The 25,147-nt window shown below is 38.8% G+C and carries 15 protein-coding genes; 8 read left to right on the top strand and 7 right to left on the bottom strand.

Annotated elements, in window-relative coordinates:
* Nucleotides 1-11: 11 nt before the first annotated feature.
* The 3 genes from QNI15_RS11605 to QNI15_RS11595 all read left to right on the top strand — a co-directional run bounded on the left by QNI15_RS11605 (nucleotide 12) and on the right by QNI15_RS11595 (nucleotide 4,154).
* Nucleotides 12-1,400 (top strand): alkaline phosphatase PhoX, encoded by a 1,389-nt coding sequence (locus QNI15_RS11605; RefSeq protein WP_314031876.1) that lies wholly within the window; start codon nucleotides 12-14, stop codon nucleotides 1,398-1,400.
* A gap of 340 nt (nucleotides 1,401-1,740) precedes the next feature.
* Complete coding sequence (locus QNI15_RS11600; RefSeq protein ID WP_313977321.1) at nucleotides 1,741-3,078, top strand: PhoH family protein; 1,338 nt, start codon at nucleotides 1,741-1,743, stop codon at nucleotides 3,076-3,078.
* 92 nt (nucleotides 3,079-3,170) lie between these two features.
* Nucleotides 3,171-4,154 carry a radical SAM protein gene (locus QNI15_RS11595; protein ID WP_313995560.1) on the top strand — a complete coding sequence of 328 codons (984 nt, stop codon included), beginning with the start codon at nucleotides 3,171-3,173 and terminating at the stop codon, nucleotides 4,152-4,154.
* Nucleotides 4,155-4,205: 51 nt separating this feature from the next.
* Here QNI15_RS11595 and QNI15_RS11590 read toward each other — a convergent pair whose 3' ends face one another.
* Together QNI15_RS11590 and QNI15_RS11585 are read right to left on the bottom strand one after the other, a co-directional pair.
* Entirely contained in the window at nucleotides 4,206-7,436 is a 3,231-nt protein-coding gene (locus QNI15_RS11590) for a hypothetical protein (protein ID WP_314031874.1), read from the bottom strand.
* A 177-nt stretch (nucleotides 7,437-7,613) separates the two neighbouring features.
* The gene (locus QNI15_RS11585) at nucleotides 7,614-8,684 is read right to left on the bottom strand and encodes an NAD(P)/FAD-dependent oxidoreductase (protein ID WP_314031873.1); all 1,071 of its coding nucleotides are present in this window, start codon (nucleotides 8,682-8,684) and stop codon (nucleotides 7,614-7,616) included.
* A 196-nt stretch (nucleotides 8,685-8,880) separates the two neighbouring features.
* On the opposite strand from QNI15_RS11585, the gene QNI15_RS11580 reads away from it, so the two are divergent.
* A complete protein-coding gene (locus tag QNI15_RS11580) occupies nucleotides 8,881-10,101 on the top strand; it encodes a glycosyltransferase family 61 protein (protein ID WP_314031871.1) in 1,221 nt (406 codons plus the stop codon).
* A 40-nt stretch (nucleotides 10,102-10,141) separates the two neighbouring features.
* Here QNI15_RS11580 and QNI15_RS11575 read toward each other — a convergent pair whose 3' ends face one another.
* The 4 genes from QNI15_RS11575 to QNI15_RS11560 form a co-directional block, all read right to left on the bottom strand.
* On the bottom strand, nucleotides 10,142-11,425 hold the full coding sequence (locus QNI15_RS11575; RefSeq protein ID WP_313995553.1) for a DUF2851 family protein: 1,284 nt from the start codon (nucleotides 11,423-11,425) through the stop codon (nucleotides 10,142-10,144).
* A 127-nt stretch (nucleotides 11,426-11,552) separates the two neighbouring features.
* Nucleotides 11,553-12,431 (bottom strand): glycerophosphodiester phosphodiesterase, encoded by an 879-nt coding sequence (locus QNI15_RS11570; protein WP_313995551.1) that lies wholly within the window; start codon nucleotides 12,429-12,431, stop codon nucleotides 11,553-11,555.
* 442 nt (nucleotides 12,432-12,873) lie between these two features.
* On the bottom strand, nucleotides 12,874-13,884 hold the full coding sequence (locus QNI15_RS11565; RefSeq protein ID WP_314031870.1) for an alpha/beta hydrolase: 1,011 nt from the start codon (nucleotides 13,882-13,884) through the stop codon (nucleotides 12,874-12,876).
* A gap of 127 nt (nucleotides 13,885-14,011) precedes the next feature.
* Nucleotides 14,012-14,938 carry a S1C family serine protease gene (locus tag QNI15_RS11560; RefSeq protein WP_313977309.1) on the bottom strand — a complete coding sequence of 309 codons (927 nt, stop codon included), beginning with the start codon at nucleotides 14,936-14,938 and terminating at the stop codon, nucleotides 14,012-14,014.
* Nucleotides 14,939-15,383: 445 nt separating this feature from the next.
* On the opposite strand from QNI15_RS11560, the gene QNI15_RS11555 reads away from it, so the two are divergent.
* The 4 genes from QNI15_RS11555 (at nucleotide 15,384) to QNI15_RS11540 (ending at nucleotide 23,879) form a co-directional block, all read left to right on the top strand.
* Complete coding sequence (locus tag QNI15_RS11555; RefSeq protein ID WP_314031869.1) at nucleotides 15,384-17,621, top strand: hypothetical protein; 2,238 nt, start codon at nucleotides 15,384-15,386, stop codon at nucleotides 17,619-17,621.
* A gap of 19 nt (nucleotides 17,622-17,640) precedes the next feature.
* Complete coding sequence (locus QNI15_RS11550) at nucleotides 17,641-18,816, top strand: T9SS type B sorting domain-containing protein (protein WP_314031867.1); 1,176 nt, start codon at nucleotides 17,641-17,643, stop codon at nucleotides 18,814-18,816.
* Between the two features lie 69 nt (nucleotides 18,817-18,885).
* Entirely contained in the window at nucleotides 18,886-19,938 is a 1,053-nt protein-coding gene (locus QNI15_RS11545; protein WP_314031866.1) for a PorP/SprF family type IX secretion system membrane protein, read from the top strand.
* Between the two features lie 128 nt (nucleotides 19,939-20,066).
* A complete protein-coding gene (locus QNI15_RS11540) occupies nucleotides 20,067-23,879 on the top strand; it encodes an OmpA family protein (RefSeq protein WP_314031865.1) in 3,813 nt (1,270 codons plus the stop codon).
* Nucleotides 23,880-23,929: 50 nt separating this feature from the next.
* On the opposite strand, the gene QNI15_RS11535 is transcribed toward QNI15_RS11540, so the two are convergent.
* Entirely contained in the window at nucleotides 23,930-25,006 is a 1,077-nt protein-coding gene (locus QNI15_RS11535; protein ID WP_314031864.1) for a bifunctional transcriptional activator/DNA repair enzyme AdaA, read from the bottom strand.
* Nucleotides 25,007-25,147 lie beyond the last annotated feature (141 nt).

Raw genomic sequence — 25,147 nt, 5'->3', positions numbered from 1 at the left:
CTCTGAGGCAAATGACTACTACTGCTAAACCAATATCCCGTAGAAATTTTTTACAAAACACAAGTGTTGCCAGTCTGGGATTTCTGGGATTACACAGATATGTATCCTTTGATCGGAAAATAGCTCCACCTGTAGGATATGGAGAGTTAATACCAGACCCCAAAGGTATTTTGAATTTACCCAAAGGATTCTCCTATACCATCATTTCTAAGCAAGGTGATCTTATGACGGATGGCCTATTAGTTCCTGGCAAAGGTGATGGGATGGCAACTTTTCGTGTTGATAAGGACCGAACTTTACTGATTCGTAATCATGAAATCAGTCCCGGAGAAAATAAGGAGGGCGCTTTTGGTGAATCCTATGAACATTTTCAGAAGATAGTAAAAGATAAATTTTATGATTTTGGAAAAGGAGAACGACCTTCTTTAGGGGGAACAACTACCTTAGTATATAATCATCGTACCCAAACTGTTGAAACACAATATCTAAGTCTTGCAGGTACAAACCGGAACTGTGCAGGCGGACGAACACCCTGGAAAAGCTGGCTTACCTGTGAAGAAGATGTGACCCTGACTAGTGGAATGGCTGAAAAAGACCATGGATATGTTTTTGAAGTCCCCGCAACTACCAAAATACAAATGGCAGAACCTGTTCCCTTAAAAGCGATGGGACGGTTTAACCATGAGGCCGTATGTATTGATCCGGAAACTGGTATTGTATACCTGACTGAAGATGATTCTGCTGGGTTGATTTACCGTTTTATTCCTAACCGTAAAGAGAAACTGATATATGGCGGAAGACTGCAGGCATTGGTAATCCGGGATCAGAAAAGTACCGATACGCGAAACTGGCAGACATTAACAACTCCAGTGTTCCCCATGAGCAAACAAGTTGAAGTAGAATGGATGGATCTTGATAACATAGAATCTCCTGATAATGATCTTCGTTTGCGTGGATTCGAAAAAGGTGCTGCCCGGTTTGCCAGAGGAGAAGGTATATGGTTTGGGGAGAACGAGCTTTATTTTGCCTGTACCAATGGTGGAAAAATTGCCAAAGGACAAATATTCCGGTATGTACCCAGCCCATACGAAGGTACTATACGTGAAAAAGAGATTCCTGGTAAACTGGAGTTATTTGTGGAGCCTAATAATACAGATGTAATTAAAAGCTGTGATAATCTGACCATAGCTCCCTGGGGAGATCTGATTGTATGTGAGGATGATTCACATCCATTCGTGGTAGGAATAACTCCAAGAGGAGAGTTTTATAAATTGGCAGAGAATACTGGCTATCCTTCAGAATTTGCCGGAGGTGTTTTCTCTCCAGATGGAAGTACTTATTTTGTCAATATTCAACATGCCGGTCTAACCCTGGCTATTATCGGCCCCTGGCATGTATAAATAATGCTCTATAATTATAGCAGAATATCCTACACGGTTGGTTATCAGGAATCTACGAAGATGTGTTTCATAGGTCGAAATTCTATGTCTGCCAGAGTATAAATTAATTCCTTCCTATCCTATGATTTCTCCTGACAACATCTAACTTTAGGTTCTATACAGGCAGGAAATATCCTATCCTCATACATCAAGAAGTAGGACTACGGATAGATGTAAAATAAACAAATGGTGACACAGAATTGTTTATAACAACACTAATAGTCTTCTATCTCGTATGCCATTTGATGGGTATTTCCTCTTCTCTGCTATCATTTCTTAAACCCACTTAACAGGTTCTCTTATGGCTAAATCAAAAAAAGAGAAGAAGATTTTTGTATTGGATACATCTGTTATCCTGTATGACCATAATGCTGTGAAAAATTTTCAGGAGCATGATGTGGCCATACCTATTACAGTGCTGGAAGAATTGGATAATTTTAAAAAAGGGAATGATACCAAGAATTTTGAAGCCAGAGAGTTTATTCGTTTTATTGACAAAATCTCTGGAGAAAACAAGCTTCAGGACTGGATTCCGTTGGAAGGTACTGCCAAAGGAAAGTTTAAAGTTCAGATGAATACCCGAAGTGTATTGGATGCGGAAGTTGTCTTTGATGAGAAAAAAGCAGACCATCGCATTTTAAATGCGGCGTTGGCATTGCAGGAAGAACTGCCTGATAGCAAGGTTATAATGGTGACAAAAGACATTAACCTGCGCCTGAAAGCAAAAGCACTGAATCTTCCGGCAGAAGATTATGAAACTGGAAAAATTAAAAATGTAGATAGCCTATATACAGGGAAGACAGTCCTGACAGATGTTCCTTCAGAGGTAATCACCAAACTACATGAGGAAGGCTCTTGTGAGTTGAACGAAGTTATTAAAAGAGGAAAGCCAAGAAAGAATCATTTCTTTATTTTAAAAAGTGAACGAAATTCAGTTCTTGCCTGCTACAATCCACTGGAAGAGACCATTGACAAAGTTGAAAAGCGGGAAGTATACGGTATCAGGCCACGCAATGCAGAGCAAACCTTCGCTATTGATGCCATATTAAACCGGGATATCAAGCTATTGACTATCCAGGGTGTAGCCGGAACCGGTAAAACCCTTCTGGCATTGGCAAGTGCATTGGAAATGCGTAAGCACTATCGTCAGATTTTTCTGGCCCGTCCTATTGTGCCATTAAGCAATAAGGATATTGGGTATTTACCAGGAGATGTTAAGTCAAAGCTGAATCCATATATGGAACCTCTGTGGGACAATCTGAAATTTATTCAGAGTCAGTTTGAAGAAGGAGATCGTTACTGGAATCAGATACAGGAAATGCTCCAGAAAGAAACTCTGCAAATCATGCCTTTGGCTTACATTCGTGGACGAAGCCTCTCAAATGTGATTTTTATTGTCGATGAAGCACAAAATCTGACTCCCCATGAGGTAAAAACAATCATTACCCGTGCAGGAGAGAATACAAAGATTGTACTTACTGGCGATGTATACCAGATAGATACTCCTTATCTGGATACACAAAGTAATGGCTTAAGCTATCTGATAGATCGTGTCAAGGATCACAAGTTGTATGCACATATCACCCTCGAACGTGGAGAACGATCTGAACTGGCCAATCTTGCCAACGAATTGCTTTGATAGAAATACATTGAACATTATAAAAGATAACCCCATCACTAAATTTGGATGGGGTTTTATTATTTTTGGGCCAGGCTATTTTATTTATGTGTATGAGATTGGTGCATCATCCTGTATTGTGTAATTATTATCTGACCTATCGGTGCAATGCTTCCTGTGGCTTTTGTGATATTTGGGAGCGCCCCTCTCCCTATGCTACACCAGAAAATGTGTACGAAAATCTGAAGGCGTTAAAGCGGCTGGGAGTAAAAGTAATTGATTTTACAGGTGGTGAACCATTGTTACACCGTCAATTAGATGAGTTTCTCAAGATGGCAAAGGCAATGGGGTTTATTACTACCGTTACCACCAATGGATTGCTTTACCCCAAACAAGCTGAAAAACTCAAAGGTCTGATAGACATGCTGCATTTTTCTCTGGATTCACCTATTCGCGAAGAACATGATGCATCCAGAGGAGTAAAGTGTTTTGACTTTGTGATGGAGTCTATTCAAATTGCTAAACGTTTGGGTGAAAAGCCAGATATTCTCTTTACTGTATTTGAATATAATACACACCAGATAGAATCTGTCTGTAGAGACATTTGTTTGCCCAATGATCTTATTCTTATTCTGAATCCGGTTTTTGAGTATAATAATGTTGCAACAGGACAGACTCTATCAGATCAAACGTTGGCTGCTTTAAGTCATTGGGGCAAGCAAAAGAATGTATACCTTAATGATGCCTTCATACAATTACGTAAAGATGGTGGCAACCACGTAGATAACCCGGTATGTTTGGCTGGAAGTACTACTATTGTAATTTCTCCTGAGAATCAGTTGATATTACCTTGTTATCATCTGGGTATAGATTCTATTCCAATAGCAAACAATCTGTATGAGCTATATCGTTCTGAGAAGGTGCAGAAACTCATTGCTTTAGAAGGTAGATTGCCTGGTTGCGAAGGCTGCACAATCAACTGTTATATGCAACCATCTTTTGCTGTTGAGATTAGTAAATATTGGTGGAAAGCACTTCCAAGTACACTCAAATACAATCGTATGAAAGGAACCTGGAAAGAATTGGTTCGCTTCTAAAAAGAAAAGGTCTGGATATCTTCCAGACCTTTTCTTTTTAGAGTAATTGTATTAAAAGTCGTATCCAAGAGTCAGATAATAGCTAGGCTTAGGATTAGCTACAAAGTTTTCAACTCCCCATGCTACATCAAATTTGATATAATAACCAAACAATAGTGTGCGAGCTCCTGCTCCATATCCAATCAGGAATGGATTTTTGAAATCAGTAACAACAACTTCAAAGCCAGTGCCTGGAATATATCGCGTGTTCAAACTATTCTGACGACTAAACGGAGAGGCACCCGTCCAGGCTGTACCAATATCAGAGAAACCAACTAACTGTAGGTTTTTAAAGAAATTGGAAGTAATAGGTCCCCGATAGAAATATCGTACAATCGGTAAACGCAACTCTGCATTCAATAATAGAAAAGACTGTCCTGACAGTTTATTATATGGAAACCCCCGAAGGTTAGTAGCAAATTCGTTGAATAGGATATCCCTGTTATCGGTTCCCTGTGCTATAGTCAAAGGATCGTTCTCAGGTCGGGCGTCTCTAGTTGGGAAAGCCCAGTTGTCCATTCCTCCCAATAAATATTGCTTTGGTGCACTGCCTCCATAACGTCCATAGGCTAAACGAGTTGCCAAGATAATATCACGATGCACCTCCTGATAGTGACGAATATCTACACTTAGATTATCAAAGCTTCTGGCACTTGGATTAGATAAAGTTCCTTTGTCTGCTATACCTCTGTGGTTATCATAACGTACTCTGATACGAGTACCTTCAGTCATGTTTAATCCATTTACTATAGTATTATCAAATACGTATTCAAATCGAATACCTGCATACCCTGTAGTTGCAATAGGAGGGGTTATACTGGCACTATATTGTGCTTCTACAAAGCGGGTAAGCATCAAAATAGGAGATACAGAGAAACGGCTCGATACACTTAATGGATAAGATGCTGTAAACTGAATCTTATGTAAATTATAACGTTGAGTAAAAGTAACATTGTTCTCTGAAGGGTTAAAATAGTATGTTTTCTTATCGTAGCGTATTCCAAAGTCAATACGTTTCTTTATGTACTGGTATTCTCCATAGAAATTGCTGCTTGAAAGATCAAAGAATCCTGTCAATCCTCCTTTAAACTTATGATCTTCTAATACTTCGTTCATCAATACATCAAATGTAATCCCTAAGTTCCGAACAGGATCAATGATAAAGGATGTTACAGTATTATCAACTGTAAAGCGTTGTTGGTATTCATGCGGTCCATTGATTTGAAGAGCTTGTTTCTTTGTATTACCTTCTGTAACAGTGGCCACGATGCTACGTGTTGGTTCTTTAGATTGCTGCTTTTTTGTATCCGCATCAAATTCATAATTATCTGTATCGACTTCGCCAGGTTCCAGGACCAATTGATCTTTAGGAGGGGTTTGAACAGGTGTTTCAGGAGTGGGTGCTGTTTTTGTGTCTCCTGTATTTATATTTTTGTTAAGTTCCGATTTATCTATCAAAAGTTCACTTCGTTTCGTTTGAATGACTTGTTTGGCAGAAAATAAATCAGAGTGATTACTATATCCTACAAACCTGCGTTGATTATCCAGAATGGTATATGCTAAACTGCTGTCTGATGGGTGAATATCATAAGACAGAAGACTCTGCCTGAAAGAAGTAATTGGTAGAACACTACGATTACTTAACTGGTAACGATAAAGATGATTAATACCTGTGATATCATTCAGAAAATAAACATTGTCTCCGTTAACAACAGGTTGTGTCTCATTGCCTGCTGTATTTACAATGCGTTGTAACAGCGTTGTAGATTGAGAAGGGTCATAGACAAATAAGTCAAAGTTAGGTGTTATAGTCTGAAATGAACCTTTGTCCGTTTTTAATGTATCGCTGATTCGATTCGAACTAAATACAAACGCATTTGACGACTCTCCTATAAACCGTGGGTTCAGATCATCATATAAGTCCTCCGTGACTGTAGTAATAGCCCCACGACCAATATCATATAAGAATATATCATTTTTGCCATTGCGTACTGCACTCATTATTAAGGTACGTCCATCGGATGATACATCAAAGTCCTTAACCTGGGTAAAGCTTTTTAGAAATTTCCGGTTAACCAGACGATTGTAAAAAGGCTTGGTCATATCATAAACACTAACTACATATTCTCCAGCTTTGGCATGTATTACAACTACCTGATTATTATTGCGCCATCCTATAAGAGGTATCTGTTCATCAAAACGTTGATTGATAGTGCGATAACCTCCAGCCATCAGGGTTGTGCGTTTTGAGGTCTTTACATCTTTGGCATACACTGTATAACGACCATTGTAATTTTCTGAATACGCAACTAGTTTTCCATTAGGGCTGATCTTCACCTGATTATAGTCATACTTATCCCTGCTGTTTTTACGGGCACGCATATCCTCCCTTGGCATTGTATAAGTATTTATGATGGGTACATTCATGGTTGTATAGTAATTCCTCCATTCTTTCAGGAAATTGCTATACGGATATACACCCAGGGTACTTACAATGCTACTCTCTTCATTGCGAATGATTCGTGTAAGATTAAGAATATTTGAAATGTTTGATTTTCCATACCGTTCCGCTATATAGTTCCAGATAGACTGACCTACCAGCATAGCGTCGTCTCCAGTAAGAGTAGAAGGTCTTTTGAGATTTTTATGTACGATCATATCCCGTACAAAGTCGTCCATTTCTGCTCCCCATCCTTCTGCTACATAGGCTGCTGCCCCTGATACAAACCATTCAGGAAGTGACAAAAGATAAGAACTTTGTACCATATCTTTCAGGCTGCCACCAAACATCATTTCTGTAATAAACATGCGGGAGATTCCCAGACTTAGTTCACGCTTAAAGTTGACAGCACTGCCTGTATAGGCAATTTCCACTCTGGATTTGACAAAATTGGTTTGTCCTCCCACCAGTGTAATATCATTATTCAAACCCACATTACTTTGTTGAAGGTCTGTAATAGAGTTATAAATAAAGATTTTTGTTTTGGAGTAAGGAGTATATCCCAGCAGATCTGCAATGCGATCAAAATCTGATTCAACGTGACGTGCAGCAAAATACGCTTGTTCGTTGCCTTCCTGGTAATAATATACTTCAAAGTTGGTTGTAGTAATTACTTTCCAGTTAAAGTTCTTGTATTGAATCCTGTTTTTACCAAAAACATCCAATGCAGTTTGAGAATAGGCATCAGAGAAAAAAAATGCTAAAAATAGTATAGTGACAAGTAGTTTGTAAACAGCCTTCATACAATACATAATTATTTACAGTCGCACATTTTTGCATTTGAAATATAGCATTGAGCGAGTATGAAACGGATAGTGAAAAAGGCAAGAGTCTTATATAACAGATACTCTTTTCAGGCCCGAACACAGGATTTATATCTGCTTGCTAACAAATGATAAATGTTGTTAATGTACAATCCTTTATTTTTTATACAACGAAAGATAACGATTAATGTTGATTTCAGGCATGATTTCTTTTTGAAATAATAAGAAATCGCTAAAATGTTGTGCCAAGTAAGGAATCAGAGAAACTCCTTTGCTCCCCATACCCCCAAAAAAAGCTAACTCCGGATGTTCCGGATGTACCCCTATAAATGGCCGCCTATCGGCTGTTGCTGGGCGAATGCCTGCCGAATGATCCAGAATCCGTATAGGTCTTTGAATAAGCTTGGTTAGTTTTTCTATGAGTTCTTCCTTACCCGCTTCACTAGGCTGCCAGTCAAGAGTCCGCCAGTTATAGGTTGCACCTACACGAAACGTACCATCTGGTAATGGAATAACGAACAAATGTTGATTGATAATATAATCTGTAACAAAATCATCAATAGCCACATGTAGAACCTCTCCTTTAACAGGGCGAAAGGGGAGCCAGTTGAAGAATGGATTTTCAGTAGCATACGGACCTTCACAGAATAAGATCTGTTGGGCTGTAAAATTTTGGTACTGAATCTTGCCTTCTGAAAATTGTATTTGAGTATAGTCCAGCCGATGATTGTGTACTATATCAAGTGTTTCAAAACGCTGACGACATGCTGATAAGAAAGATCTGACATTCAGATAACCGGCATGATGAATGAGCATTCCGCCATAAGGTGCATTGACAGCGTTAGAAATAGAATCTTCATGCTGACAAATTTCTGCGAAACGAGCCATTCCAGGTTGCGATGTTTCTGCTATCCATGTATTTTGCTCCTCAATAGAAACAAAAGGACGATAAATAGTAGAGGGATAAAAAAAACGACTGGCAAGGATTACCTCCTGTTCTGTATAGTAGTTTTCCAGAAATGGAAATAATGTTTCTGCCTGCCATGTTTTGCTCATTTTCTTTCCTGTGATAGGATTATAAAGCCCAGCAGCAATAGAAGAGGCAGGTGTCAGTCCTCTATCGCTAAATAAAATTATTTTTTTTTGCTGCTTTAGTAATGTAAGTGCCAGTACAGATGCTGCTAGTCCTTGCCCAACAATCAGATAATCCAGGTCTTTATAAGTCAATAGTTTACAATTTTTTATATGATAAATAAGAATGTCTGCCTCAAATAAATAAAGAATGGTAGTAATGTATAACCTGATTTTTTTTGCAAATTTCTACACAATGCATATTTACCTTACTTCCATTTTTTACACAAATTAAGTACTTTGCTGAGGTATTGCTAAGCTATGTGTGATACTATGAACTCTTATTACTTTTATGCAAACAAAACCATTTAAGAAAAAACTTTCAAGAAAGTTAAAAAAAACCTATTATGCTTTAACTGGTAAAGTAAAGCCTAAGAGTGTGGTTGCATTATCGCTTGAAAATGCTCAGGCTGCATATGGTTCACGTTCAGATGTTTCTATTCATAGATTCTTTCTGGAGAATGAGTTTGAACTGAAAAAGCCCAAATTTCTTGCTGAAGATGCTGTTTTCAAAGGGTATAAGTCAACATTCCCCACTAAGGGTGCCAATTATGATGCTGTATTGCTGGAAATTCGTAATCCGAATTTCTCTTTTCAATATAATCACCTGGTAGATGATGAGAACCGACCTATTTATGAACCCAGAGTTCGGTTTGACGAGCTGCCTATTCAACATGAGTATCTACTAGACCCTCCAAAAATAAGTGGAACAGTAGCTTATTTCTCAAACACAGTTCCTAATCAGTATGGACATTGGCTACAGACACAATTGCCTCTGTTATTGTCTTATTGGGAAACATTTGGCAAAGAAAATATAGATTATTATTATATCGGTGAATGTCCTATTGTGGACTTTGTGGAAGAGTCTTTTGCCAAGATGGGGATTCGCAGAGAGCAGATTATCAATTTCTCCTGTAGGGCAGATCGGTCTCTGATATCCATGAAGTTTCGGGATATTGATAAAATAAACTCAATGCGTACTGGTTTTGAGCTGGACAGCCATAGTGTCCAATTCTTACAAAAGAATCTGTTTAAGCCCGCAACTCCAGCATACGAAGGTCAGTTCGCAAAGAAAATATTTGTGATGAGAGGAAATGTGAAATTCCGGAAAGAGTTAAACCTGCCAGAAGTAAAAGCTGCACTGGAACCACATGGATTTACATTTGTAAGTATGGAAGGTAAGACCATGCAACAGGAAGCAGATATCTTTGGCAATGCAGACGTAATTATTGCAGTACATGGATCTGCACTTCATAATACTATCTTCTCCCGTCCAGGAACAAAGGTAGTAGAGATATTTCCATATGACTATTTCGAAGCCTCTAACTTCGTAATCAGTAATTATGGTGGTTTTGATTATTACTATATGATTGGAGAACCTTTGGGTAGTGATACTAATCCTAATACTTACGAAGATAGAAATATAACAGATATTCGTGTAGATGCTAAAAAGCTCCTTCGCCTGTGTGAAGAAGCTGATATTCTGGCTGGAGTGACATCAAGTGCTGTGTAAATACTAGAAGAAAGTATACAATAAAAGCCGTGTAGGATAATTACACGGTTTTTTGTTTTACTAATGAAACTCCAATAGGGCAGCTTAAACACCTATGCTCACAACAAGAGTAATTGTATAATTCTATACTCGCCTGAGAATCAAATGCTGTACGAATATCCAATCCGGTTTCTGATTTCCACAATCGTGTGATTTTATTGTTTTCCGCAGGTAGTTGCTCCAATAAAAAAACAGCATGCTCAATATATTGATGCTCGTTCTTGATCTCTGCACAAGCTGAAAGAAGTGGCACAACACTATTAATCAAAAGATTGTATTGACTATCTTTTCCCAAAGAGCCTTCATGATTACTCTCTTTACCAAAATGGTAATGCTTTTGCCAATAAGCAGAAGGCGTAATATCCATGAGAGTCAGGATCTCTTCTGGCTTTTGCAGAGACAACAAGGAAGAAAAAAGTGATTTCTTCTCATAAATTAACATTGCCAGCTGAGCAATTCGGAGGGTGGGAAAATTTGCTGGACGTAGACGCAGAAATTTCCACTGAGTGGCTGTTATTGTATTAGTTAGCTGATACTTGTGCTTCAGGAATATATACTCTCGCCTTAGATCTTCTACATAGGTATCGCTGCTTTGTGAGGGAATAAGTCCCGCCTGACCAAATAGGAGAGCTTCTATCTGGAGTAAAGAGTTGGCATGTTTGTATAAGAGTTTGAGTGGCAGTGATTGAGCAAGTAAAAGCATAGGCTCACTGTTAATCTTAAAACCAAATGCATGTGCAAGAACCTGATAGGCAGTTTCATCCCAATGTTGTTGACTGTTCTGATAAAGTTCTTTGACAAAAATGGCTTTCGTATGAAGACGACTCATTAAGGCCTTATCCAATGCCTGACGTCTATGAATATTCTTAACTGCTGAAAATTGAGATGCACAGGCAATTGGAGCCATATTTTGTAATAAAGCCTGGTATCTGGAAAGAAGATTTTTATCTGTATGAGATTCCAAGATAAGGACAGGAATTTCTGTGCCATCCGGGTGGTGAACGGATAAGTTATGTTCCCATACTACATGCAACACCACATTCTCATACGCCTTATCCTGTTGATGACGATGCACCTGCCAGTCAGATGACCGCAGGTGCATCTCTATATTACCTGCCCACTCAATTCCTCCAACAACAATACGTGCCTGAGTAAAATCAGGACCTGCATCAGAATTGTAAATTCCAGGTTTGAGAACCTGAAGCTGTCGGCCATCTGTGGTTTGTAAACCTTGGGAACTGAAGTACTGAAACTGCCATAAAAAATGTAGAAATGACTCCTGCATAGCAACAAAAAATATATTTATCGAATTGCTTATAAAAGAGCATCTTTATAAATGTAAGAATGTCTTTTGCTTTTATTCGATAGTTTTTAATTCTGTAACCTGGCAGAAGATCTTTTACCTGAGCAATTTATTTTACTTCTTTGATACGATTGGGATAATCTGTAATGATTCCATCTACTCCCCAATCCTTTAGTCGCTGCATATCAGCCACATCGTTCACTGTCCAGGGAATTACTTTCATTCCTAAGGCATGTATGTTTTCTACTTTATTTTTAGTAAGAAGTAGTTTGTAATAAGGACTATAAATTTGAGGTGTAAATCCAAGATCTGCCAGATTATTTTCAACAGACTTTGGATTAGCAACCAATGCTGCCAGAGTTACTGTAGGGTATTTCTCCTTCCAGTACTTAAGCACCCGGAAGTCAAAACATTGTAATGTGATACGTTCCAGCGGTACATGTTGCTTGATTACCTGATAGACAAGGTTTGAAAACTCACTAACTTCGGGGTGAAAAGTATTATCGCCTTCTGGCGAACTTTTAATTTCAATATTATAATGAACAGGAGGTAATTTTTTCTCCTGACAGTATTTCTCTGCAAGCTGGAATACTTCACTAAGCAAAGGCTTACTAACTTTCAATTTCTGTTGTTCCGGAAAACCTTTATTCCCTTTTGATCCACAATCAAAGGATTGTACTTCTGTATAGGTGAATTGGTATATGTTATATTGCTTTTTGTCAGAGGATACACTTTGTCCTGTTTTATCCTGACAGATGTCTGCTGAGAAAAAAGGTTCATGAGAAACAATGACCTGCTTATCTTTGGTAATGACTACATCCAGTTCCAATGTAGTAACTCCTATTTCCAGTGATTTTTGAAATGCTGGAAGACTATTTTCAGGCATAATGCCTCTGCCTCCACGATGAGCTTGCCAGTCAAAGGTAGATTGGCTGTATGAGGTTAGTATACTGAAGAAAAATAGCAAATAAAGAAATGAATATTTCATAGATGAATAGGTTTTGTATGTGGATTGGCAAGATTCATCTAAAAAGTCAAAGTAGTGTCACATTCTATTTTAAGAAAGTATGAAGTTTTAACTCATTCTTCTACCTTTCATATTAGAAGAATGGTAAGTAGGTATAAAAATCCGAATAAATTTTTAATCATATTTCGAGAATATCGATATTATGATATTTTTCAACTCTGATCAGTATTTCGATATATTGGAAAAATGACCAGAATTCCAGTTAAACTTAAAAGTGAACAGAGTTTAGGTCAAACAGAGAAATGACCATTATTCGAATATTTTTGTGAAGTGATCGGTATTCTGGTCAAAACAAAAAATGATTCAAATTATGGTCAAAAATAATTGGGAGAGAAGCTTACATATAATTGATTTCAATTCGCTCATGAACAGAATTCTGGTCAAAAGGTAGTTTGAGAATTATTTACTTTGGTGAAAGATGTAGTACCTCTTCAAGAAATTTAGTTGTGCCGTTTTCTACACTTTTCCAGTCTTTGGAACGAATATAAGATGCAATAACATGATGGCCTGTTTTAGGAAAAGCTTCTTTTCTCTTTAAAGATGGAAGGGTCCCCAATTGATCAAACATCTCCAGCATTTTAGGAACAGATACTACCATATCCTGTTCCTTCTCATTTTTATAATAATAGGCCAGATATACAGGACACTTTATTTTAGCAAAAGTGTCCTGATTGAGGGCAGCTTCCATAAAGCTTTGCAACACAATCGGCCCCTGAATGGTATATTGGGTAGACCAGTATTTTTTCTCGAGTGGATTTTCTCTCTGATAGGTTATATAATCTGATCCTAACAGTGAACGCATGATTTGCTTTCCCCAAGGACCATTCATTAACGTCGCTTTATCATCGTAGAGACGAATAGCAGGTGAGTAAACTATCAATGCTGCTATCTCTGGATGCTCTGAAGCGAGATAGAGAGAAAGACCCGCTCCCGCAGATGTGGAAAGGATAATAACCTTATGACCCAGTACCTTGGCAATAGCTAATGCTTTCTTGGCAGAAGCCAGGTAGTTTTCAGGTGTGAGACTATGAAAAGTGTTCGTATCACTTGTTCCATGATCCTGAAGACGGGCCAGATATAGATTGGCTCCATATCGGCGAGCCAGACCTGTGTGTACAGGCGCGCCTTCTGCCTGACTGGCCCCAAAACCATGAATATATACAAAGCTGTAAGTAGTCGGTTGTTTATGAAGCGAATCTGCCCAGATAATTCGGGCCTGATTACCTGGCTTGAGATAGGGAGTATTTTTTTCTGTTGTATTGATTTCTTGTTCCAGCTTACTTAAATCTGTAGTAACAGAAGGTAGCTTTGTATCCAGAATTGGATCAGAGGGTTTAGGGCCCACTATATAACTAATGGTTAGTAAAAAGATAAATCCAGCTGTCCATTTAGCAATACGTTTTAACCATTTCATTTTAATGCTGCGCTTTTTCGGGTAAGATATGATTTTTCTTTAAGCTGTAATGGCACATAGAATGTTGAAAATATAAGAGGACTCCATATGTATTCTATGGAGTCCTCTTATGTAACTGTAAAACTGATCAGGCAGCCTGTGCTGTTGGATAAATACCAATATCCAGTTTCTGTGTATTGCGTAACACTTCCAGCTTAGACCATTTCTCGATACGGTCTTTATTTAATAACTTAAACAAGTCATGAGAAGTCTGAATCGAAGTGTTTTCAAAACCAATAATAATATCTCCTTCCTGAAGCTGAGATCGTCTGGCAGGCGAGTTTTTCTCAAGAGAGACTACCAGTAACCCTTTAGTTGTTTTCAGATTGTAGAAGTTAACAATACGGGGATTGATAGTAATTTCCTGCAACATAATTCCCAAATAGGCTTTGCTAACTTTACCTTCTTTGATCAGATGACCCGCAATATCTTTAGCTGTATTGATGCCAACTGCAAAGCTAAGCCCCTGAGCTTCCCGTATTACAGCTGTATTGACGCCTACAACTTCACCTGTAGCGGTCACCATAGGACCACCTGAATTTCCTGGGTTAAGAGCCGCATCACTTTGAATCACATTATCAACCAAACGACCGGAATTAGTTCTCAGCGTTCGACCTAAAGCACTGACAACTCCTGTGGTAACTGTGTGCTGATAGCCATATGGATTACCAATAGCAATTACCAGTTGTCCAATACTTAAAGCCTCAGAGTCTCCGATTTTAGCTACAGAGAAGCCATTAGCATATGTCTTTATAACTGCCAGATCCGTGTCCGGGTCTTCACCAACCAGAAATGCTTCAGATTCAGATCCATCAAGCAGCGTAATCACAATCTTATCTGCTCCATGTACTACATGGCTGTTTGTAAAAATTAATCCATCGGAAGAAAATACAAAACCGGAACCAGACCCGACGGGGATCATTTTTTCATGCTGTCGTTTAAATATATCTATTTTAACTACTGCATTTTTTATCTGATTCACAGCATCGACAACGATGTTAGAAAATGCATCCATTTTAAAAAGAATTTGATGAAACCAAGCTAACTGCCTCTGTTTCTTGAGGTACTTAGGTAGTAATAGTAGTTACCTGCAATTTCGTATCCAGACCATATAAAATAGCTATTCTGACAAGATTGAAATGATTTTGGGAAGAAAAGTGCCTTTTTGTCAGTTATACTATTTTGATTAGCCTCAGTATTAATTGTAATTAATAGTGCTTATAGTCAGAAGGTTACAGGGAAATCATTTTGCTGAGTACTTCCTCTGTACATGTCTACTTATCTGACAAGCAGATGATTCCCACATTTTACTATAACCTGAATTTGCAAAGAGACAGGCATCAGTTACCTAAGCTTTTTGCAGTCTTTCTCTAAAACTTAGATATGTAGTATATCCTGAGAAAAATCCCTATTCAACAGGTTGGAAGATTGTAGATTTACACCCTTAACAGTATTTGATTATGAGACAATTACACCAAAAGGTTTGGCTTGCAATAATGACGGGGTTTTTCTCTGTTTTTATTGTGACTGCACAGACCAATTCGGTGGGTATTGGCACTCCTTTCCGGACGCAGGTACCTAATACGAATGCCGTATTGCATCTGGAATCAGATGCAACCAAGCCACAGGGGTTTCTAATGCCACGTATAGATCGGACAAAATTCGTTGGACTTACTTCTGCTGAAAATGGGTTGATTATCTATGATCAGACAGATAATGTATTTTATTATTGGTTGACAAACCGATGGGTAGCTGTTGGTAATGGTGGAGGTAAAGAGGCCTGGACATCAGGAGCCGGTAATCCGGATAATAGCATAGGAAAAGAAGGTGATTTCTATTTTAATACATTGACTAATATACTATACCGAAAAGGGTCTTTAGGCATATTTGAAGAGTTATTCAAACTTGGATATACAGCTGGTGCAGGTATCTCTATCAGTAATGGAATAATCAGTAACAGTGGTGATCCAAATGCAGCAGATGATATTACCAACACAACAGAGGCAGGTGGTGATTTAACAGGTAAGTATCCTAATCCCACATTGGCATTGAAAAGTGTGACAGCTGAAAAAATTGCCCCTGCTACCGCTGGAAATATGCAGCTAGTAACCAATGGAAGCGGAGTAGTTGAATGGGTACCTACAACAACTACAGCTATAGGATTGAATGAAATAGCAATTGGCAATGGAGCAGGTGTTAACAATGTGATTGTAAGTCAGGATGCAACTTTAGCATCAGATGGTAAACTTACTGTAACCGGACTAGTAGGTAAACCGCTAAATACAGGAATTAATCCAACTGCCAATCAGGTTCTTATCTGGAATGGCAGCCAATGGACTTATGCAGATATTTCAACAATCGCTACTCTTACTGGCGATGTAAAAGGAACACTGTCTGGAACGAAGGTAACTGCTTTGCAAAACTATCCGGTCGCGAATGTTCTACCTCAATCTGGTAGTTTTCTGCAATGGAATGGATCTGAATGGATTCCATCTGAGATAGTGCTTGGAGGAGATGCAATGGGAAGCTTTGATGATGTAACGGTCTCTCGTATACAAAATCGGGACATAGCTAATACAACACCTGCCAATGGACAAGTACTAACCTGGAACAGTGTGCTTAATAAATGGGAACCTGCTGCTGTCCCTACTACTGCTTTGCCTAATACGGCCAATGGCGCATTGTTAATCGGAAACGGAAGCAGTATCAACACAGCTGTTATGAGCCAGGATGTAACCTTGACTAGTACAGGAAAAGCAACAGTAGTAGGACTTCAGGGAAAAGCAATTTCACTTACCTCTCCTGTTAGTGGACAAGTATTGATTTATAATGGATCTCAATGGAATAATAGCACACTTTCTGCTAGTGGAGATGTAACAGGATCTTTGGGTAGCACTACCGTAACCAAGCTACAAAATCGGAGCATAGATGCCTCAACTCCTTCCTCTAATGATGTCTTAACCTGGAATGGTTCACAATGGACACCAAAACCTATTCCTGTCTATTCATTACCCAATACAGGTAATGGCAATATTCTTATTGGCAATGGAAGTACAGTTAATAATGTCACTATGAGTCAGGACGTAATGCTGGCTAGTAATGGCAAAGCAACTGTGACAGGGTTGCAAGGTAAAATAATAGATAGTAGTGTATCTTCTCTAAGTACGGGTGATGATGGGAAGGTTTTAACATGGGATGGCACGACTAATAAATGGGCTCCAAAGTCAGCATCTACTCTTATCAAATTGGAGAATCAGAGTTATGCTACTGCTCAGACACGATACTATAGTGTAGATCCTACCGAGTTTGTCGAAGTAAATACTTCTTCTACCAGTATTAAATTTAATGGTGTAAGAGGAGGAGAGATATCATCCGGTTCAGGATCTGATACCTATATAGTAGCACCTTTACACTTGCCACACGGAGCTACTGTGACTGAGATTACCTTTCTATGCTTTGATAATACTACCAGCCAGGATATTACCTTTTACTATACCCGTAATAGCCTGACCGGATCTACATCAGATGTGGGTTCGGTAAGTTCATATGGAAGCTCGGGTAGTCAATCGATTGTCTACTCTGCGAATGATGTGGTTGATAACCAGAATTATTCTTATAAAGTAGCAGCTGTGTTGAATGATAATGCACAGCAGGTATATGGAGTACGGATCAAGTATACAGTAACCAAGCCCGATTAATAGATTCAAAAATTATTCTATGTGTTTTGTATCTAAAACTTTACTGGTTGGATTGGTTGGTATGTTCTGTATCAATACATCTCCTGCTCAGATCCTGAATCAGGGGCAGGTGATTGCATTTACACAGGGTTCTGTAATGACTACAGGAGATATTACTAACCAGGGAGAGATCGATAATCAGGGTGAAATATATAGTACTGGCAACTGGAAGAATACCGGACTCTTTAAAGAACGAACAGGAATAGTACATTTTGTAGGCTCATCTGAACAAACAATCCAACACAAAGGACAATCCTTTTATAAGCTGCTCACCGCTGGTGGTACTAAAGTGCTGGAAGATAGTCTGAAAGTGATCAATCAACTGGTGTTCACAGATGCAATAGTTCGGGTACAGCCAGGTAATTTGTTGCTAATGCGTAAAACAGCTTCCATCAATGGCGCTTCAATAAATGCTTACATTGATGGCCGACTGTATTGGGAAGGGACGCATCCGCGATTTTATCCGGTTGGTATGAATGAATTATATGCCCCTCTTTGGTTGAGTGAAGAACCTCAGTCTGGAATGGAGCCAATAGTTGGGATCAACCTCTACCAACCTGCTACAGACGGATTATTCGATAGTAGCCTGAATAAGGTCTCAGGTGTGCGTTATTGGGAGCGAACTGTATTACAGGGGAAATCTGAGAATGCCTATGCCACACTGAGTATCCTGGAAGATGAAAATATACCAGAGATAGATTCCGCAGTAGTAGCAGGGACTTCCGATTTGACCATTCCTTTTTATAATCTGGGTCAGCAAGAAATAATGGGGAATGTGTACAATGGCACAGTGAAAAGTTATGAGTATGCAAATAAGAGATGGCTGGCTGTTGGACTAAATGCATCCAATAGGTCAGGATTAGTGTATATGCCCAATGCATTTGCACCTTCATCTCCTAATGAGGAAGAGAGAGTTTGTAAAGTATATGGAGTAAATCTGGCAAGGGAAGGAATGATGCTCACTATCTATAATAGATGGGGAAACGTTGTGTTCCAGAGTCAGTCTTTTGAACACATTACAAAGTTTGGATGGAATGGTATGAACCAAAATACTCATACAGAAGAAGTCGGTGGTACATATACTTATACATTACAGGGAAGATTTGTTACAGGAAAAGAATTTCAAAGGCAGGGAACTATTACACTGATCCGTTGACAGATTACATTATCAAACTAAAACTATTTTTCATTTCGCTGCTCAAAACGAATATTTTAACTCATCTCTATGAGATTTCGGATGTTGGTTTTCTGGATTGCTTCAATGTGGCTGGTAGAAAGAGTACAGGCACAAGATCCGAACTTTTCACAGTTTTATGCAGCTCCTTTGTATCTCAATCCTGCCTTGGCAGGAGTGGAGAAAGATGTTACATTTTCTGCTAATTTTCGCTCGCAATGGAGGAGCCTTGGCTTTCCTCAGCAAATAGGGCAGTTCTCAGGAATATTTCCTTTACATAATCGGCGTCATCCAGTTATACAATCCGGAGGGATTGGTTTTTCTATTTACAATGATCTTTCCGGGGAGGGAAATAATTTCAGGACCACAGGTATTCAGGCAGGAGCAGCCTATAATCTCGTCTTGTCAAGAGATTATGCACACATAGTAAGCTTTGGCATGCAAATAGGAATAATCCAGAAAGCTATCGATTTTACAGATCTTCGCTGGGGATCACAATACAATGCAGCAGCTCCGTTTTTTGGATTTGATTATACAGTAGCTCCAAGCATTACTACAAACCTGATACGGGATAAAGCATTATATCCGGTAGTTCATTCTGGTGTAGTCTGGCATTTTAATCCAGACCGTGTTCACTATAGTAGGCCATTCAGTAGCTTTATCGGCTTTTCTGTATCTAATCTGAATCGCCCGGATGAATCATTGATACGAGGAGAATCAAGCCAACTACCTCTATTATTCCGCATGCAGGGAGGTTTTAATTATGAACTATCTCCATCCTTTAAGATAATGCCAAATATACTCTGGATGAGGCAAAACGGTAATAATCAGATTAATGCAGGGACTTACTTCTCCTATGAAATGACTTCATCTGAAACACAAAGTCCAGCACAGATTATGGCTGGAGCGTGGTATCGGATTCAGGATTCATTCATACTCTCTGCTGCAATTAGCAATTCAAAATATACACTAGGATTTAGTTATGATATTAATACCTCCTCACTTCGCTATGCAAGCAGGGGAAGAGGAGCATGGGAGTTGTCATTAACTTACAGAATTATAAAAAACAAAGCAGCCAGAAGGTTTTCGACACCTTTATTATAGATAAGAGGTAAAAGTAAAAACATAGGAGGTAGCAGAGAAGAATTTCTATTAAAAAAGTAAAGTAAAAATACAGATAGCGTTTGAAGCATTTTTGTACATATCTATACCTTCTTTTTATATACCTAACCTTGTTTGGGGGGGCTTGCTGGCAACCGGCAAAAGCGCAACGAACGGAGGCTAGGGAAGTACGTGCTTCATTTCCTGGATCTGACCAGAAGAATGTTGATTTACCAAAGCAATATCAAAAGCTTTTGGTACTAAGCGATACGTATTTTCAGTACGGACAATATGATCAGGCACTAAAATATTATGGGCAGATTGCAGCTGTTTATCCTGATAATTTGTATATATCCTATCAATTAGCAGAGTGTCATCGGCAATTATTTAATTACGCAGAGGCTGAATCATTATTTAAAAAAGTATATCAGGCAGACAGCGTAAAATATCCTGAAGCGTTCTTCTATTACGGGTTAGCACAAAAGGTCAATGGAAAGTATACTGACGCAATTCGTACTTTTAGTGCTTTTCAAAAATATGTAAATGACCAGCAGATCTCCGCAAAACAACAATGGCTCGACAGAGCCAGGTTGGAACAAGCCGGTAGCCAGTATGCCTTGACAAGAGCCAATACTATACAGGGTAATTTCCAGTTTAAGTTACTGCCAGGATATGTGAACACCTCAGGACATGACTATGCACCTGTACTCATGGGACAAAATGATCTGGTTGCCATTACTTCCACACGAATCGAAAAAAAAGCAGACACTTATGCTCCTGTAGGAAGTACTTTTAGTGATATCTATATATATACCCGGCAGCGAGATTCTACCTATCATGCCTTTGCCCATCCTTTGGATGATATCAATACTTTTTGGAGTGAAGGCTCCGGTTTTTTGACAGAAGATGGAAAGAAATTCTATTTCACAAGATGTCCGGTAGATGGTGATTGTAGTATTTATGTGACAGAACGAAAAGGAGATAAATGGACAAAACCTGTCAGACTTAACAATCTGATCAACCAACCCCAAACTGATTCACGACATCCTGCTCTAACAGCTAGTGGAGACACTCTATACTTTGTGTCTAATCGAAAAGATGGCTTTGGCATGAATGACATCTGGATGAGTATACAAACTGAAAGAGGCAAGTGGCAAGCACCGATTAATCTTGGCAATAAAGTTAACACACCCTATAACGATATTTCTCCTTTTTATTACGCTTCGGAAAATCAACTCTTTTTTGCATCAGAGGGTCATGTTGGCTTTGGTGGATTGGATCTATATTATGTAAATACCTCTCCTGATCATACAAAAGATACGATTATCAACCTAGGTGCTCCTTTTAATTCGAGTAGAGATGATGCCTTTCTGGTGCTTGGTAAAGAAATTGGGTATATGGCCTCAAACAGAAAGGGAGGTTTTGGAAACTTTGATATTTATTCATTTCTGGCCCGAAATCAGCAAAGTGAGCTTATTACAGTTTTGTCAGGCAAAGATAGTGTGTTAAACGCATTGCCATTACTGATAGGCATATCTGATGCTCAAAAACAAGTACTCGATAGAATTATAGGAAAGAAAGAAGCTGAGAAGTTATATAAAACCACTTTGCCATTATCTGAAGAAGAAAAACAGTTTTATCAAACGTTGTCTCCTGAGCAAAAAGATCAGATAGAAAATACGGCAGGTGCGTTTATGAACAGAGAGAGTGCTTCCCAAAGAATGGCAAAAGATGCGTTTGTATATGAAAAACTTGCCTCTCAGAAGGATAGTGCCAGAGTAAAACGCATTATTGAAGCATATCGCAAAGCTCAGCAGGATAATTCGGCTTTGGTCTTGAGCGAAGAAGACAAAGCCTACTACGAATCGAAAGGGAGTGAAGAACGGAATGAGTTGTATCGGCAGATTGCTGGTGTCCTGTCAAACCAACTTACGGATGAAACCGTGAAGAAGCTTCAGCAGGATGCCTATGAATATGAAAGATTACCTGCAGAAGAAAAAGATCGGATTAACCGGATGGCAGCAGCAAGATATGCTGCGCAGCTTAATAATTACGATGAAAAGTTCAGAGAAGAGGATACGTTCTTTTATGAAAAATTATCATCCGAGTCAAAAGACCGGATGGAACGATTAATTACTGCCCGTATAGGGCAGTTACGAGACTCTCAGGACGCCTCATTGCTTACCGAAGAAGACAAGGCATATTACGAAAAACTATCACCTGAAGAAAAACAGCGAATCAACCGGATGGCAGCAGTCCGATATGATGCTACAGTAAATGGAAGGGAAGAAAAGTATCAGGATAAGGACAATTACCACTATGAGAAGCTATCGCCAGAAGAGAAAGATCGTATGAACCGACTCCTGGCTGCCCGCAATTCCGCTAATTCTCAGAAACTAGATCTGACCGAAGCTGTTGTTGATAAATCAGTTGAGTTTGAATATGAAAAGCTTACCCCGGAAGAGAAAAACCGAATCAATCGTATGGCGGCTGCAAGATATGCTTCCAAAATGAATGGTACAGACGAGGCGCTTAAAGAGGAAGATGGCTTCTTCTATGAAAAGTTATCACCAGAGGAAAAGAAAAAAATAGATAGATTGGTAACTACTCGTATGGGAGTAGGAAAAGAGGTGTTGGATAACTCAGTACTTACCGAGGAAGATAAGTCCTACTATGAGAAACTATCACCTGAAGAGAAACGGCGAATTGATAGAATGGCAGCAACAAAGCTTACTACTTCTCCAGCTACAAGTGATACGCAACTTACAAAAGAAGATGCCTTCTTTTATGAAAAGCTAAGTCCTGAAGAAAAGAATCGTATTGGCCGATTAATGATAGCCCGCAATAATGCCAATCACCAGTTAGTAGATGAATCTTTATTGGAGAGTGGAGATCTAAAGACTTATCAGGAAATGCCTTCCGAAGAAAAAGACCGTATCAATCGGATGACAGCTGCCAGATATTCAGCCCGCATGAATGGCAAAACAGAGAAGTTTACAGATGAAGATACCTATTTTTATGAGAAGCTATCGCCAGAGGAAAAAGAACGTATGGATAGGATTATGTCGGCCCGTGCTGCCCGAAAAGGTATATTTCAGGACCAGTCAGCATTGAATGGAGATGAGTTTGCATTTAAGCGGCTACCCGCTGAATCAACTAACAAACGCTTCTCCAAATCTGGTCTTGCTTCCAATACTTCATTGATTGCAGACAATTCTGTACTAAGCCCTATTCTATTTTCTGATGCTCTTGTTAGTCTGAATACCTCCTATCTGGATGGAAAATATACAAAGATGACACTATCCGGACAATTAATGGAAGTAAAGACCAAGCAGCCTATGGCAACATCAACTATGTTATTGACAGATGAAAAAGGAAAAATTCTTCAAACAATAGTGCCAAATGCGGATGGAACATTTCAATTTCAAAATATTACAGTACAAGGTGTGTTAACTGTTCGTCTGGAAATGTCTTCCAATTCCTCTGAAGAAGGAAAAGTAATATATACAAGAGACCTTAAATTAATTGCAAATGAAGAAACTCCAAAGCTTGAAGTATTCGGTGTCGCCTACTTTGATTTTAATAGCTATACATTGGCACCAAAGACAATTCAACTATTAGAGTCTCTACTAAAATACTATAAGCAGAACCCTGCTATTCGTATTGAATTTAATATTTTCGCGGATGAAGCCGGATCTTATGAGTATAATCTGGCACTCACCAGAAAACGAGGTGTAGCTATCCAGGATTATTTACAAGCCAGAGGTATTTCGCCCAAGAATATGGCTGTGTATGCTCGTGGTGAACAAGAAAGAAACCTAAATAAACCACCACAATATATAGAAGCTCGTAAAGTAATTATCTCTGTAGAAAGGCCAAAAGCGATTAGTGAAAGTCCTCAAGATAGTTTCTTTATTTTGCAAACACCTGTATATCTGAAATAGCTGAAGGCAAAATAATGAGAGCTTTAGATAATCTATTAGCAGAACCTTATCTATAAGGTTCTTGTATTCTCTTTTTCCAGATTCAACAACCATTGTTTTCGCCAAATCCCACCGCCAAATCCTGTTAATGTGCCATCACTACCCACGACTCGATGGCAGGGAATAAGGATTGAGATCCGATTCATACCATTCGCATTGGCAACCGCACGGACTGATTCTGGCTTTTTTAGCGAAATGGCTTGTTCTTTATATGAACGAGTTGTTCCATAAGGAATGGTTTGCAACTCTTGCCAAACTGCTTGTTGAAAATCTGTTCCAGGAGAATACAAGGATACAGAGAATGCTTTGCGATGACCTGCGAAATATTCATCCAGTTGTTGCTTTAGTATATCAAAATGTTTATTTGGTCCCTGAATAATAGTGGCATTAAGTAGTTTGGCCAATGTTTTAAATTCTGTTTCCAGCATTTTTCTGTCAGTAAACTCCAGCAGACATACACCTTGTTCCACTGCACAGGCGAACATAGTTCCCAATGGTGTTTCAATTCGGGTAATATCAATAACAGTCTGAACTTTACCTTGCCTTGGAGAGACCCCAAAAATAGATTTAAAAGAGTCTGTAAATCCACTTAAAGATTCATATCCTGAATCATAAGCAGTTATTGTTATAGATTCTCCATTTTGTATTTTCTTAAAAGCTGTATTGATGCGAAATAACCGTTGATAGGCATGGAATGTAATGCCATGATTTTTTAGAAACCAACGACGTATGGTATGAGGTTCAATATTTCTCTGAACCAAATCCCAGTCAGTAATCCGCAGAGATGGGTTTTGAGTTAGTTCATCCAATAAAACTTTTATGTAAGGAGGTGTTTCATTCATTTGCTCCAGTGGGTGGCATACTTTACAGGGGCGATACCCGTGTAGGATGGCTTCTTTTGTTGTTCTATAAAATTCTACATTCTCTATTTTAGGTTTGCGGGCTGTGCAGGTCGGGCGACAAAAAATTCCTGTTGTTTTTACAGCAGTAAAAAAGCTTCCTTCAAATGAAGTATCCTTATCCAGGATTGCCTGATACATTACTTCTTTGGTAATATGCAAAGGATTATTAAGCAGGTTTATTGACATATGGTTTACTGATCTTAAAAAGTATAGTGTAAAAATAGTCTAAGCTGAAGGAGACAGCAACCGAAAAATTGACAAGTATTTTATTGAAGGTTTTTTAGAAGATAGTATCTGAAAATAAAAAAGCCCTGCAATTGTTGCAGG

The sequence above is a fragment of the Xanthocytophaga flava genome (assembly GCF_030068545.1).
GTDB classification, from domain to species: domain Bacteria; phylum Bacteroidota; class Bacteroidia; order Cytophagales; family 172606-1; genus Xanthocytophaga; species Xanthocytophaga flava.
The sequence above is the reverse complement of the archived record's forward strand: the minus strand, read 5'-3'. Positions and strand labels throughout refer to the sequence as shown.